This is a genomic window from Micromonospora sp. NPDC005413 (assembly GCF_040606435.1).
Classification (GTDB): domain Bacteria; phylum Actinomycetota; class Actinomycetes; order Mycobacteriales; family Micromonosporaceae; genus Micromonospora.
In genome coordinates, this window is the sequence record NZ_JBEXEV010000003.1 from 135,140 (window position 1) to 148,750 (window position 13,611).

Annotated in this window: 11 protein-coding genes; 6 read left to right on the forward strand and 5 right to left on the reverse strand. The window is 68.1% G+C overall.

From position 1 onward, the window contains the following. Positions 1 to 14 precede the first annotated feature (14 nt). The 5 genes from ABZS37_RS06480 to ABZS37_RS06500 all read left to right on the forward strand — a co-directional run bounded on the left by ABZS37_RS06480 (position 15) and on the right by ABZS37_RS06500 (position 5,733). Positions 15 to 1,052, forward strand: a complete 1,038-nt coding sequence (locus ABZS37_RS06480) for a glycosyltransferase family 4 protein (RefSeq protein WP_355166146.1) — start codon at positions 15 to 17, stop codon at positions 1,050 to 1,052. Further along, a complete protein-coding gene (locus ABZS37_RS06485) occupies positions 1,021 to 2,121 on the forward strand; it encodes an NAD-dependent epimerase/dehydratase family protein (protein ID WP_355166148.1) in 1,101 nt (366 codons plus the stop codon). The genes ABZS37_RS06480 and ABZS37_RS06485 overlap by 32 nt, the downstream gene beginning before the upstream one ends. Before the next feature lie 25 nt (positions 2,122 to 2,146). Next, entirely contained in the window at positions 2,147 to 2,293 is a 147-nt protein-coding gene (locus ABZS37_RS06490; protein WP_355166150.1) for a hypothetical protein, read from the forward strand. After that, a complete protein-coding gene (locus ABZS37_RS06495) occupies positions 2,290 to 3,540 on the forward strand; it encodes a glycosyltransferase family 4 protein (protein ID WP_355166152.1) in 1,251 nt (416 codons plus the stop codon). The genes ABZS37_RS06490 and ABZS37_RS06495 overlap by 4 nt, the downstream gene beginning before the upstream one ends. Positions 3,541 to 3,858: 318 nt before the next feature. Further along, positions 3,859 to 5,733, forward strand: coding sequence for a nucleoside-diphosphate sugar epimerase/dehydratase (locus ABZS37_RS06500; protein WP_355166154.1), 1,875 nt, complete (start codon positions 3,859 to 3,861; stop codon positions 5,731 to 5,733). 124 nt (positions 5,734 to 5,857) lie between these two features. On the opposite strand, the gene wecB is transcribed toward ABZS37_RS06500, so the two are convergent. The 3 genes from wecB to ABZS37_RS06515 are packed head-to-tail and all read right to left on the reverse strand — an operon-like array spanning position 5,858 to position 9,203. Then, positions 5,858 to 7,003 carry a UDP-N-acetylglucosamine 2-epimerase (non-hydrolyzing) gene (gene wecB, locus ABZS37_RS06505; RefSeq protein ID WP_355166156.1) on the reverse strand — a complete coding sequence of 382 codons (1,146 nt, stop codon included), beginning with the start codon at positions 7,001 to 7,003 and terminating at the stop codon, positions 5,858 to 5,860. Positions 7,004 to 7,041: 38 nt separating this feature from the next. Next, on the reverse strand, positions 7,042 to 8,169 hold the full coding sequence (locus ABZS37_RS06510) for an NAD-dependent epimerase/dehydratase family protein (RefSeq protein ID WP_355166158.1): 1,128 nt from the start codon (positions 8,167 to 8,169) through the stop codon (positions 7,042 to 7,044). Next, positions 8,163 to 9,203, reverse strand: a complete 1,041-nt coding sequence (locus ABZS37_RS06515; protein ID WP_355166159.1) for an SDR family NAD(P)-dependent oxidoreductase — start codon at positions 9,201 to 9,203, stop codon at positions 8,163 to 8,165. Before ABZS37_RS06515 ends, ABZS37_RS06510 begins: the two co-directional genes overlap by 7 nt. 567 nt (positions 9,204 to 9,770) lie before the next feature. Between ABZS37_RS06515 and ABZS37_RS06520 the strand changes: the two genes are divergently transcribed. Next, positions 9,771 to 11,180, forward strand: a complete 1,410-nt coding sequence (locus ABZS37_RS06520) for a hypothetical protein (protein ID WP_355166161.1) — start codon at positions 9,771 to 9,773, stop codon at positions 11,178 to 11,180. Here the strand turns inward: ABZS37_RS06520 and ABZS37_RS06525 are convergent. After that, positions 11,151 to 12,476 carry a glycosyltransferase gene (locus ABZS37_RS06525; RefSeq protein WP_355166163.1) on the reverse strand — a complete coding sequence of 442 codons (1,326 nt, stop codon included), beginning with the start codon at positions 12,474 to 12,476 and terminating at the stop codon, positions 11,151 to 11,153. The genes ABZS37_RS06520 and ABZS37_RS06525 overlap by 30 nt on opposite strands. After that, positions 12,473 to 13,603: a glycosyltransferase family 4 protein gene (locus ABZS37_RS06530; RefSeq protein ID WP_355166165.1), complete on the reverse strand. Its 1,131-nt coding sequence runs from the start codon at positions 13,601 to 13,603 to the stop codon at positions 12,473 to 12,475. Before ABZS37_RS06530 ends, ABZS37_RS06525 begins: the two co-directional genes overlap by 4 nt. Positions 13,604 to 13,611 lie beyond the last annotated feature (8 nt).

Consider the following 13,611-nt stretch of genomic DNA (forward strand, 5'->3'; position numbering starts at 1 on the left):
TCAGGAACCACGCCATGATGAGTGTTCCGCTCTCTGGCGGAATCCTGCTCGCACTCGTCGTTGGCACCCTGCTGCAGCCACTGATCCTTCGCCTGCTGAGAGCAGCCGCAGTTCTCGACATACCTTCGGAGCGGTCCTCGCACAGCGCACCAGTCCCGCGCGGCGGTGGCGTGGGGGTCGCCGCGGCGGCGGGCCTCGCACTAATCCTGAATGACCACGCACGACCTATTGCCGTACCGCTGCTCTTCTTCGCGGTGATCGGGCTCCTGGAAGACCTCCGGGGTGTCCCGATCCGCATCCGGCTGCTTCTGCAATTGCTCGCCGGCGTGGCCACGGGCCTGGCCCTGGTGCCCGGTGGGCAGGCGTTGTACATCCATGTGGTCCTCGTACTCGCCCTGGCGGCGTGGCTGACCTCGTATGTGAACGCCTTCAACTTCATGGACGGCATAAACGGCATCTCGGCCGTGCACGCGATCCTCGGCGGAACGGTGTACGCCGTCCTCGGAGTGCTCACGGACCTTCCGCTACTGACCGCGGCCGGCAGTTTGATCGCCGCCGCGTCCCTGACATTCCTCCCCTGGAACGCCTGGGTCGCCAGAGTCTTTCTGGGTGATGTCGGGTCGTACGCCCTGGGCGGCGCGCTCGCCACGATTGCCGCGTACGCCATCGTTCGGGGCACGCCGCCGGAGGCAGCCGTAGCACCACTCGCCCTCTATCTCGCCGACACGGGCTGGACGCTCCTGCGCCGCATCCGTAACGGCGAAGCCTGGTATCGCCCGCACCGGAACCATGCCTATCAGCGGCTGACCGACAGCGGATGGTCACATCAGAGGGTCACCGCGGCGACCGCCGGCACGGCGGCGATAGTGGCTGGTTGCCTGGTCGCCGCGTCCTTCAGCGACCCACTCGCCCGTGCCGCACTGGATGCCACGGCCCTCGCCATCCTCGCTGCCTACCTCACTGCCCCCGGGTGGCTAGCCGCTCAGCGGCCTCAGCCCTCGTCGGAAGGAAGGACGATCCATGCCAGAACTGTCAGCTCAACGAGCCGGTGAACTGGCCGGGCCCGACAATCGGCCGATCAAGAAGGTCGCGGTGCTCGGCAGCAGTGGTTTTGTCGGCCGAGCGGTTGTCGCCGAACTGGGCAGCAGGGGAGTCGAGGTTCAGCGCGTCGCCGCACCGCGCTTGTCATGGCCGCTCACCCAGGCTCTCCGAACCGATTCGGTCCCGGCGGGCCTCCACGACGATGTTGTCAACGCACTCGCCACACAGCTCGACGGCTCCCAGGTCGTGATCAACACGGCCGGGCTGCCGGACGGGTCCGCCCCGGACAGTGCCGGGTTGTACGGCGGAAACGCACTGCTACCCACCCTGGTCGCCCGAGCCAGCGCTCTGGTCAACGCCAACCGACTGATCCACGTCAGTTCTGCCGCGGCGCAGGGACCGATGGCGCTCGACGAGACGTCACGGACGATGCCCTTCTCGCCGTACTCGCGCTCCAAGGCGATTGGTGAACGCCTGTTGCGGCGCGAGGACCGCATCGATGCGGTCATCTATCGGTCGACGTGGGTCCATGATGTGGATCGGCCGAACACACGGGCGCTCATCCGGCTCGCTCAGTCGCGCATGAGCTGCGTCGCCGGGGACGGTACGGCGCCGACGCCCCAGGTCCTCATCGACGATGTAGCCGCGGCGATCGTCCACCTCGGGCTCGTCAACGGAACGGTGCCGCCCATCGTGCTCCAGCCCTACAACGGCATGACGACGGGGCTGCTGCTCCGCCTTCTCGGTGGCCGCGAACCACTGCATCTCCCACCACGGGTGGCGCGCTACGCGACGCGCTGCCTCACCGCGTACGGGAAAACGAGTCTGAACGCCAATGCGCATGCGCGCCGCGTGGACATGCTCCTGTTCGGGAAGCGACAGACGCCGGGCTGGCTGGCCAACCAGGGGCTGGCGCCCAAGCTGCGCCCCGAGGCATGGGAGCGGCTGAGAACGGCAGGCACCCCGCAGCCATCCACATCGTCACCGCACGCCGACGCCTTCGCGGGACCGAGGACAGGTGACTCGCAACTGCGCGACACAAGCGGAGCGGACGCAGCCAACACGCATCTGACGAAGTAGCTCCGCCCAAACAGGAAGGTTCTCCATGGCTCTCGCCCTCGTGTCAGGCTCGGCTGGGCAGATCGGCTCCGAGGCCGCGCGGCGCATCCCCCGACTCGGCCTCGAGGTGGTGGGCACCGACGACAACCTGGCCGGATGGTTGGCGTCTCCGGCGGCGGTGGCAACACGGTGAGAATCGGGATAATCACGCAGTGGTACGACCCGGAGGGGGGCTCTGCCGTTCTTCCGGGGATCATCAGCCGGTCGCTCGTCGCACTCGGGCACGAGGTGCACGTGCTCACCGGCTTCCCGAACTACCCTTCCGGCCAGCTGTCTCCGGGATACCGGCTCCGCCCGTACCAGTTCGAGATGATGAACGGAGTCTCGGTGCATCGGGTGCCGCTGGTGCCCAGTCACGACCGGTCGGCAGTCAGACGGGCTGCCAACTATCTCAGCTTCGCGGCCTCGGCGGCGGTCCGGCTGGACCTACTCCGCAAGGTCGACGTGTGGCTGGTCTACTCCTCGCCGGCGACTGTTGCGCTGCCCGCGATGATGGCCCGTTGGTTGCACGGACGCCCGTACGTGATCCTCATGGAGGATCTGTGGCCGGACACCCTGGCGGAGAGCGACTACGTCCGCCCTGGCCGTCGCACCGACCTCATAGTCCGGTTGCTCAACAGGTTCTGCGACTCGGCGCACCGCAGGGCATCGTCGGTGGCCGTCATCGCGCCCGGCATGGCCGATATCCTGACCAGCCGCGGAGTCCCCCGGGACAAACTCTCGGTCGTCTACAACTGGGTCGATGAGCGTGTCTTCCGCCCGAGAACACCTGATCCGCAGATGGCCGCCGCTCTCGGCCTGCAGGGCTTCGTCGTCATGTATGCGGGAAGCATGGGAAACCTCCAAGGGCTCGATGTCGCCGTCGACGCACTGGAGTATCTCGCCGACATCCCGGACCTCACGCTCGTGTTCGCCGGCAGTGGCGTAGAGGAGCGCCGGCTCCGCGAATCGGCCGCCCGGTACGCTCCCGGCCGCGTGGTCTTCCTCGGCCAGCAGCCGATCGAGCGGATGGTCGAACTGATGCCACTCGGGGACGTCCAGTTGATCTCCCTGCGCGACCAGCCCTTCCTCCGCTCGATCATGCCCAGCAAGGTGCAGAGCACCCTCGCGTGCGGCCGTCCCGTCGTCGCCGCCCTGGCGGGTGACGCGGCCCGGCTCGTCGACGAGTCCGGTGCCGGGTTCGTCGCTCCTCCCGGCGACCCTTACGCGCTGGCCGACGCCCTCCGCCGGATGTACGAGTTGGGTGCTGAGAAGCGCGAAGAGCTGGGTCGCCGCGGCCGGGAGTTCTACCTGGAACGGCTGTCGGAGCGAGTCGGCAGCGTTGCCCTCGCCGGCCACCTGGAGAAAGCGGTCCGGGACCACGTCACGACCAGTCGGTGACCACCGTGCGGGTGGCGCCGTCGAGCGCGGCATCTCAGTCGGTGGCGCGGCGACGAGAGGCAGCCTGAGCCGGAGAGCCACCGGCACAGTCCGGACAGCGCCAGTGGTGGACGAGGCCGTCCGACCGGCCGCACTGACAGGTGCTCAGAGTCGTCGGTGGGCGGGAACTGGGCAGCCAAGAGGATAGCGGGAACTTCAGCTCATTTAACCCGAAAACGGCCAACAGTGTCGCTTCGCCCTGTAACAAGTACAAGGAGCGCAAAGCTCCTTCTGCCGGGCGGCGGAAGCAGTCGGAAGACGGGACAGGGGAGCCAGTACATGCCGCAGGACACGGAGCACATGGATCGGTCGGACCAGCGGACGCGGCGGGCCAGGGCCCGCCGACGTACCGTCGGATTCCTCGCCACCGACACCACCGCCTGGGTCGGCGGGTTCGTCGCGGCAGTGTGGACCCGGTTCGAGCTCCAGCTTCCCCCGGGCCAACTGGGTCGGGCGGCCGCGGTCGGCATCGTCGCGGCCGTCGTGCACGTGGCGGTGGCAGCGTTGCGCCGGCTCTACTCAGGACGGCACCCGCTGGGCAGCCTGCAGGAGGTCCAGGGCGTAGCCGGGACCACCGTCATGACGGCCGGCATCGTGCTGCTCGGCCTGCTGCCGTCCAGCGATCGGCCGGTACCGGCGAGCACCCCTCTGGTCGGCGGCGCGCTCGCGCTGCTGTTCATGCTCGGCGCCCGGTTCGCGTACCGGCACCGGCGCGACCTCGCCATGCGGCCGGACATCCGGTCGTCGACCCCGGTGCTGCTGTTCGGAATGGGTGACGCCGGTCAGGGGCTGCTCCGCGCCATGCTCAGCGACCCCCGAGGCCGGTACCTACCGGTCGGCTCCCTGGACGACGACCCGGACAAGCGCGACCTGCGCATCGGCGGGGTACGCGTGCTGGGCGGACGGCAAGATGTCGCCGCCTCGGTCCGGCGTACCGGCGCCACTACCGTCATCTTCTCGGTGGCCAACGCCGACGCCGCGCTGATCCGCCAGATCCGCGAGGCCACCCTTGAGGCCGGCGCGGTCTTCAAGGTGCTGCCCCCGGTACGGGACCTGGTCGACCACCGGATCACCGTCACCGACGTCCGGGACGTACAGATCAGCGACCTGCTCGGCCGTCGGCAGGTGATCGGTGATCTGCCGCTGAGCACCAACAGCCTGACCGGGCGGCGAATCCTGGTCACCGGCGCCGGCGGGTCGATCGGCTCCGAGCTCTGCCGTCAGGTGATGAAGGCCAACCCTGGTGAGCTGATGATGCTGGACCGGGACGAGTCGGCCCTGCACAGCCTTCAGATGTCGCTCGCCGGGCGGGCCATGCTGGACGGCCCCGAGCTGATCCTCGCCGACCTGCGCGACGACGAGGGAATCCGGCGCATCATCCGGGAACGCCGCCCGGAGATCATTTTTCACGCGGCGGCGCTCAAGCACCTGCCGCTGCTGCAGCGGCATCCGGGCGAGGCGATCAAGACCAACGTCTGGGGCACCCTCTCGGTGCTGGACGCCTGCCAGGACGTGGCGAAGTTCGTCAACATTTCCACGGACAAGGCGGCCGACCCGATCAGCGTCCTCGGCTACTCGAAGCGGATCACCGAACGGTTGACCGCGCACGCCGCGTCCCGGTTCCCGGGTACGTTCCTCAGCGTCCGGTTCGGCAACGTGCTGAGCAGCCGAGGCTCGGTGGTGACCGCCTTCCAACGGCAGATCGAGACCGGGAAGCCGCTGACCGTCACCCACCCGGACGTCAGCCGCTACCTGATGACCCTCCAGGAGGCCGTCCACCTGGTGCTCCAGGCCGCCGAGATCGGCCGGGACGGGGAGGCGCTGGTGCTCGACATGGGCGACCCGGTCCGGATCGTCGACCTGGCTCGCCAGATGGCCGACCAGGCGTCCAGCTCCGTGCCCATCGTCTACACCGGCCTGCGGCCCGGCGAGAAGCTGCACGAGGACCTGCTCGGGACCGGCGAGGTCGACACCCGGCCGTTCCATCCCCTGGTGTCCCACGTGGCCGTGCCGCTGCTCGACCCGATGGAGGTGAGCGGGCTCGACCCGTACGAGGATGCGGCGAAGGTCGTCGAGCATCTCGCGCTGCTCTGCACCCAGCCGGCCGACCCGGTGGTGGGCGGCCCGCTCGGCGTACCGCTGCAGTCGCGCTGACCGACCCGGTCGTTCCGGCTGCGGCGACACCCGCCGCAGCCGGAACGGCCGACCCGACGGACTTGACGAACGGAACAGGACCGGGACCGCATTTCGCGGTCGCCGGTCCTGTTGGCTGTCTGGTTCAGCGGCGGATGCCCGCCCAGTCGTGGTGCCGGCGCACGGTGGAGAGGATGAAATCGACCACCCGTCGGGAGGTGTCGGGCACCTGGTAGTCGACCGGGCAGGGCACCCCCTGGGCGGCGACCTGCGCCACCGTCACCTCGACCGCCTCGACCACGCCCTGCGGTTCGAGGCCGGTCATGATGATGCCACCCGCGTCGAGCGCCTCGGGGCGTTCGATGGACTCGCGCAGCGTCACCGCGGGGAAGCCGAGGATGGCGGCCTCCTCGCTGATCGTGCCGCTGTCCGACAACGTGCAGTACGCCTTGGTCTGCAGGTGCACGTAGTCGAGCAGGCCGAACGGGTCGTGAAAGGCGATGCCGTCCAACCCGGTGACATCCGGAGCCAGCGCCTCCAGCCGCTTACGGGTCCGAGGATGGGTGGAGACCAGCACCGGGAAACCCCAGCGGTCACGGACCGCCACCAGACAGTCCAGCAACCTCTGAAGCCGCTCGGGACGGTCCACGTTCTCCTCGCGGTGCGCGCTGACCAGGAAGTACCGGCCCCGGTCGAGTTCCAGTTGACTCAGGATGGTCGAGCTGGCGATCGGCTGCCGGTAGTGCTCCAGCACCTCCCGCATCGGCGAGCCGGTGTGCAGGATCCGACGCGGGTGCAGGCCCTCGGCGAGCAGGTTGCGCCGGGCGTGTTCGGTGTAGACGAGGTTGAAGTCGGCCACGTGGTCGACCAGCCGCCGGTTGGTCTCCTCCGGCACGTTGAGGTCGAAGCAACGATTGCCGGCCTCCATGTGGTAGACCGGCACCCGCATCCGGCGGGCCATCAGCGCGGCGATGCAACTGTTGGTGTCCCCAAGCACCAGCAGTGCGTCCGGCCGCACCTCCGCGATCGCCGTCTCCATGCCGACAAGCACCCCGCCAAGGACCCGGCCGAGAGACGAGGTGTCGACGCGGAGGAACCTGTCCGGCTCCCGCAGGCGCAGTTCCTTGAAGAACACGTCCGACAGCGTGCTGTCCCAGTTCTGCCCGGTGTGCACCAGCACGTGTTCGACCGTGTCGTCGAGTCGGGCAATCACCCGGGAGAGCCTGATGATCTCGGGTCGGGTGCCGACCACCGTCATGATCCGGGTCATGCCCGTCCTCTCTGCTGCCACCTGAGTCACGATTTCTTCGGACTGGTTGGCGCCGAGCTTCACGCGCCGACCGCCAGCGGCGCCGACCGGGCCGGCTCCACCGGCTCGGACCAGGTGTCCGGCCGCTCCGGATCGAAGAGCTCGTTGGTCCAGAACATCGTCACCAGTTCGTCCGCACCGGTGTTCACCAGCTTGTGCGCCCACATCGTGGGCATATCGACAAGGGCTGGCTCGCCACCGCTCACCGCGAACCGCAGCACCTCGGTGTCGCCGATCCGGCGCAGGCTGATCTCGGCTGAGCCCCGCAGCACCACGAACCGCTCCACCTTCGCCAGGTGGAAGTGTTCTCCCCGAGTGATCCCAGGACGGGTGGTGGAGCAGAACGTCTGCCCAGCACCGCCGTGCGCCTTGACCGTCTCGACCAGTTCACCACGGGCGTCAGCGCGCCTGGGCAGCGTGAGCGGGTAGTGCGCCGGGAAGCAGTGCGACCGGTAGGTGTTGAACAGCCGCACATCGTGCCGGCTCAGCAGGGACGGGATCTCCCCGGTCCGGTACGTCGTGGCCATCACGGTGAGCCGATCGACCAGACTCTGGACGCCGATGTGCAGGGGCGGCATGGCCGGATCCCACGACCCGCCCCCCGGCACACCGATGAGCCGGGCGGCAGCGTCGGTGACATGGACCAGGCTCAGCTCGCGGTCGGCGTGCACCTCGGGCCACCCACCCTCGGCGAGCAGCCGACAGAAGGTCGCCACCGCCGAGTTGTAGTACGGCCGGCCGTGCTCGCCGTACAGGTTCGGCAACAACACGTCGTCGAGGTCGACGCCGGTGTCCGCCAACACCCGCGCGGCGGTGGCCTTGGCGTCGCCATACGGTGTCCCGTTGCCAGCCTGCACCGAGTTGGCGTAGACCACCCGCGTCGGCGGGTTCGCGCAGTGCTTGAGCCCGTCCGCGAGCTGTGCGGCGAGCTGAACATTTCCGGCGGCGACCTCGGCCGGTTCCCCCCGGTTGACGCCGGCCAGATGGAGCACCCGGTCAACCCCCGCCAACCTGGCCGCGGCCAGGCGAGGGTCGGCCAGGTCGGCGCGGCTGAGTACGGTCGGCTCCGGCCACCCCAGCGCGCGCAGCAAAACCCGGACATGCCAGCCAAGGAAGCCGCCGCCGCCGGTGACGGCGAGCCTCAGCACGCCAGCACCGGGTCCCGCAGGGCCAGTTCCGCCCGAACCTCAGGCAGCGTTTTCAGTAACTCGATGATCTCGGGTACGCCGAGCTGCGGCGCGTTCGACGAATTGAAGTCCTCGGCCAGCCCATCGCCGAACTCACCCTCGGAGACGTAGAGCGCGTAGTTGAGGTCGCGGCCGTCCAGCGGCACCCGGAGAAAGTCCCCGAAGTCCTCGGCCTGGACGAGTTCCTCCCGGCTGGCCAGCGTCTCGGCCTGCTTCTCACCGTGCCGTACGCCGATCACATCGAGCTTGGCGGGCACGTCGAAGAGCTGGCACACCGCCTCGGCCAGGTCACCGACGGTGCAGGCTGCCGCCTTGCGAATGAAGATGTCCCCGGGGCGGGCGTTTCGAAACGCGTGCTCGACCAGCTCGACAGAGTCGGCCAACGACATCACGAACCGGGTCATTGCCGGGTCGGTCACCGTGGGCGCCCGGCCGGCCTTGATCTGCTCGATGAAGAGCGGAATCACCGACCCTCGCGAGTACATGACGTTGCCGTACCGGACGCAGGAAACCGTGGTGGCGCTGTTCGGGTTGTTCCGGGCATGCGCCTGGACGACCTTCTCCATCATCGCCTTGCTCATGCCCATCGCGTTCACCGGATAGACGGCTTTGTCGGTGCTGAGTACGACCACCGAGCCGACACCGTTGCGTTCGGCAGCCTCGACGACATTGCTACTGCCCAGGACGTTCGTCCGGACTGCCTCGAGCGGGAAGAACTCGCATGACGGCACCTGCTTGAGGGCCGCCGCGTGGAAGATGTAGTCGATCCCTCGACTGGCTTTGAGCACCGAGTCGTAGTCCCGGACGTCCCCGACGTAGTAGCGGACCCGCTCGTCGCCGAGGAGCCGACGCATCGCGTCCTGCTTGGCCTCGTCCCGGCTGAGCACCCGGACCTCGCCGACACCCCGGCTCAACAGGCGGCGGACCATCGTCTGGCCGAAGGAACCCGTCCCGCCGGTGATGAGCACGCGGCGTCCGGTGGTCGCGAAAGTCATTGATCCTCCCGTGTCGTCGATTCGCCGGTCCGCTACCCGACGACTCGGCGAGTGGAGCCCGGGTACCGCCCACGCATCCATCTGGAGCAAGGGCCGTCTTGGCCGGTTGCAGCATCGGGGACAACGACATATCAGCCCAGCAGATACGCTTCTCTCGGCTAAATAGCCGTAAAGTACGACAAGAAGGAAACGATCGTTGCTCCGTGCGGCGCGGCGGTCCGGGCCACTGCGGGGAATCAACGACTGCGGCGGGTGGCCGGTCACGCGGCAGTGCTGGCATGCAGCTGCTGGGAGTCGTCAAAGTCCGCAGCCCGGACGGATCTGCCGCAGTCATTTCATGAAACACGCGAAGAGCCGGATCTGCTCTTGCTATAACACCCTTACGCACTGGTGACATCACATCCGGCACGCCCACCTGCGACCTGGCCTGCCCTCAGGGCGACACGTCTTGGTCGATTCGTGCGCCTACCGACGGACAGTTTTGGCGGTGCAGACCGGGGATGAGCGGAACGACCACTACCGGGAGGCACCCGGGCGGAGCGAACACTGACGCGGGAGCGCAGCTGGATGAGCACGACAACACCAGACCTCACCACACGTCGGTTCGCGCCGACGTCGGCGTTGCCGCGACTGAATCATCGCCCCCCGGCCCTGTTCCGTCGTTCCTTGCGAGCCTGGCTGCCACTACTGCTGGCCGGCGGCTGGATGCTGGGGACATTCAGCCTCTTCTGGGCCGGGGCGTTGGCGCAGGAGGTACCAAATCCCGGCATGCTGTGGCTGTTCGTCATGAGCGCCACTGGCGCCTTTGTCGTCGGTTATGTCGCACAGCTCTTCCGGGGCGATCCCCGACCAAGGGCCAGCACGACACGATCCGCCGACGTCCTACGGGCTCGCCGGCTGGTCCTGGCCAGCGGCATCTACTACGTGATCTTCGGCGTGGCCCTGCTACTCGAGTACGGGGCGACCGGCCCGGGCAGCATCATCGCCAGTCTGCAGGACCCCGCAGGGGCGTACCTCAACAAATTCACCGTCTATCAGCAGCAGCAGGACAATGGGCGGACGAATCCGATCATCCAGGTACTGACCCTGCTCGGCGTCCTGGGCACCGCGCTTGTCCCACTGCTCGTCGTCTACTGGCGACGGTTGTCGGGCGGCCTGCGACTTGTCGGGCTCGCCGGCATCGGCGTCTACAGCCTCTTCTTCCTATACATCGGCACACTGAAGGGCCTCGGGGACTTTGTGTTGATGATTGCCGCGGGGCTGCTCATCGCCTCGTCGCGAAATCCCGATCGCGCCGCACAAAGGGTGAAGCGGCGGCGCGCGACAGTGCTGGCGGCGGTCGTGGTCGCGCTCTTCTGCGCCTACATGATGAGTAATCAGGCCGATCGGGTGGACCAGTTCGGCACCCACGATAGCGTCCGCGCCAATCCGACGGTGGAGCGGATTGCCGGCGAACATGTGGCGACCGGTCTGGCCGCGCTGGTGATCTATCCGACCCACGGCTACCTCGGGCTCGCGTACAACCTCGAAACGCCGTTTGTGTGGTCCCACGGGCTGGGCAGCACCCCAGCTGTCACCTCGTACGGCAGTCAGTACCTCGGCATCGAAGCCGACGAGTACCCGGCATATCCGGTTCGTACCGAGTCCCGGACTGGGTGGCCTGCGGGCATGTACTGGTCGACGATCTATCCCTGGTTGGCTTCGGATCTCACCTTCCCGGGAACCGTACTCTTCATGGCCTTCCTGGGTTGGTTCTTCGCCCGGCTCTGGCGCGAGGTGAACCTCGCGGGGGGCATCCTGCCGACCTTGCTCTTCGTCCAGATGTGTCTGCTCGTCGCGTACATCCCGGCGAACAATCAGCTCGGCATGTCGCGCCCAGCGGTGATTGGTCTCACCACTCTGCTGTTCCTGTACCTGTGGACCGCCCTCACACGCAGCGCGAGCGGCTCAGCGTCGCCCGAGCGGGTGCTGCGGTAGGTCGCGCTTCTCCACCGACACGCCGCCACGACCGGACGAGTTGGTCATCAGCCCGGCCAGGAAAGACCGGATCCGTTTGCCCTGCGCCGCGGGACTGCGCGTCTGTCGTACGAACGTGGCCCCGGCGTTGCCGAGAGAGAGCCTCTCCTCAAGAGACATGGTGAGCACCCGGTACAGAGCGTCCCGCAGGCCCTTGGCCGTGTCGGACTCAGCGAAGCACAGATGCGGGTCGTAGTCGGACGGGATGCCGGGCAGCCTTGTGGTCACAACCGGAACGCCGGTGGACAGGTACTCGATGAGCTTCGACGGGAACGAGTAACGGACGAACGACTGATCCACCGGCCGCGGGTTCACCAGAACTGCGGCGCGAGCGAGGCGCTGCACCAGCGCACCACGGTCAAGCAGCTCGGGTGGGGCGATCCGGGGATCGAGCTTCGCCTGCGTCCGCGCCCATTCCTCCAACTCTCCCCGACCGAACAGGTGCAGGCGCAGATCGGGATCGTCCATGCCACGGAATGCCTCGACCAGGCGATCGACGCCGTAGGCCCGAGTGAGCCCGCCGGCATACACGACGTCCCGAGAGACCGCAGGTCCTCGATCCGCGACCCGGAGCCGACCCGCGTCGAGCGGACCGGCCGGCCCGCACGCTGACGCCTGGGCGGAGGGCGGGTTGCAGATTCCCTCCATGACAAGACGCGGAAGCGACGGCGCGAAGTCCTCGGCAAGCGCGGCGGTGAGCACCACGACGCCGGAACACCGACGTAGCGCCATGCGGACCAACGCGTGATCCAGCCGGCGCAGCGCCTGGACGATCCGACCATCATCGGGGAGGACCACCCCGGGGGGATCGGTCAGGATGGGTACAACCCGTGCCGACCGTCGCCATGCGACCAGGGCGCCGAACCACAGGAAGGGCGTGTGGACCCCGTGAATGAGCAGGACGTCGTCACCTTGCTGGCGTAACGTCCGCGAACCTGCACGTACGGCCGCGGCGAACCGCGTCAGGTGTTTCAGGCCGAGCAAGTTGACGAAGCCCAGCAGCTCTCCCTGCACGCCGTCCTGCTCGAACCGTCCTGACCGGAAGCGGATCTGCCGATTCCGCGGAAAGGTCGACGCCGGGGCCGCGGAGAGCAGACGTACCGGACAGCCTGCGGCGCGGATGCTCTTCACCAGGGCCCAGGCGAACGTATGGGTTTGCGTGGGCATGACGACATCCCGCGCCACGATGTGACGGAACAGGTCGTCCGGAACGGTGAAGCCCAGCAGCAGTACGCGGGGACAAGGCTCGTCGGTCACACTGTTCCCTCCAGGATGCGCCGGTAGACGCCATCGAGAGACCGGAGCATGACCGGCAGGCTGTACCCGTCGTGCACCACCTTGCGGCCCGTCTCCCCCACGTGTCGACGTTCGGCAGCGTCGGCGAGCAACGGCTCAAGGGCTCTGGCGAACGCATCCGGGTCTCCGGCCGTCACAAGGTGGCCGCCGCCCTGGCGGAGCACCTCGACGTTGCCACCAACGGCCGAGGCGACGACGGGCAGGGCGTGGGCCATCGCTTCCAACAGAGCGTTGGACAGGTTCTCGTGCAGGGTGGGGAAGACGAAGATGTCCGCTGCCGAGAGAAGGTCCGGCACGTCGAGCCGATTGCCGAGCAGCCGCACCTCGGTGCCGTGCACGTCGGCCAGGGCTTCGGCGATTCCGGTCCGGTCCGGTCCGTCGCCGGCGACCAGCAGCACCCGTCGACCAGTCGGCGGCAGTCGGCGCAGCGCGTTCGCCAGCACCCCGAATCCTTTGTCCCAGTTCAAACGCGCTACCGCGATCATGACCACGTCGTCGGGGGCCAGGTTGAGGTCGGCGCGTCGGCTGCTTCTCGCGGCGCCCACATCGGCAGGTAGCGGAACCCCGTTGGGGATCACTCCGACGAACCTGTCCGCGTATGCCCGAAGGAAGTCCCGGTCGGCGGCGTACTCACACACCGTGGCGACGTGGCTGGCCATCCGCAGAGTGGCCGGCTCCGCGCCATGGGCCAACATTGCCCTACGCCAGGTGCGGCCGCCGTGCATCAGGTCCCGCACGGTGCCGTGCACGGTGACCAAGATTCGGGGGCAGCCGGCCAACCGGGCGGCGACCACGCCATGAAACCCCTCGTTCTGCAGGCCGCGCACGTGCACCAGGTCGGGGCGCACCCGACGCAGGAGTCGGATCCATTGGCGCAGCAGGGGCACGTTGAGGCCACCGTTGCCACCGACCTGGTGCATGCGGACAAACTCGTACCGCTCGCTGAGCGCGGAATCCAGCACTCGCTGTACGGCAGTCAGCGGCCCGTTGGCGCCGGGCGCGCCGGCCGAATGCTGCACGACGATCGGCCGTGCTCGCACCGGTGGGGCACTCGGACGGCCCTGGTCGTCCCGGCTGGCTGGCTCCACTGACACTC

Excerpts from the sequence above, each read along its gene's own strand:
- ABZS37_RS06520 (WP_355166161.1), top strand. The coding sequence starts at position 9,771 with ATGAGCACGACAACACCAGACCTCACCACACGTCGGTTCGCGCCGACG.
- ABZS37_RS06485 (WP_355166148.1), top strand. The coding sequence starts at position 1,021 with ATGCCAGAACTGTCAGCTCAACGAGCCGGTGAACTGGCCGGGCCCGAC.
- ABZS37_RS06515 (WP_355166159.1), bottom strand. The coding sequence starts at position 9,203 with ATGACTTTCGCGACCACCGGACGCCGCGTGCTCATCACCGGCGGGACG.
- ABZS37_RS06480 (WP_355166146.1), top strand. The coding sequence starts at position 15 with ATGATGAGTGTTCCGCTCTCTGGCGGAATCCTGCTCGCACTCGTCGTT.
- ABZS37_RS06490 (WP_355166150.1), top strand. The coding sequence starts at position 2,147 with ATGGCTCTCGCCCTCGTGTCAGGCTCGGCTGGGCAGATCGGCTCCGAG.
- ABZS37_RS06500 (WP_355166154.1), top strand. The coding sequence starts at position 3,859 with ATGCCGCAGGACACGGAGCACATGGATCGGTCGGACCAGCGGACGCGG.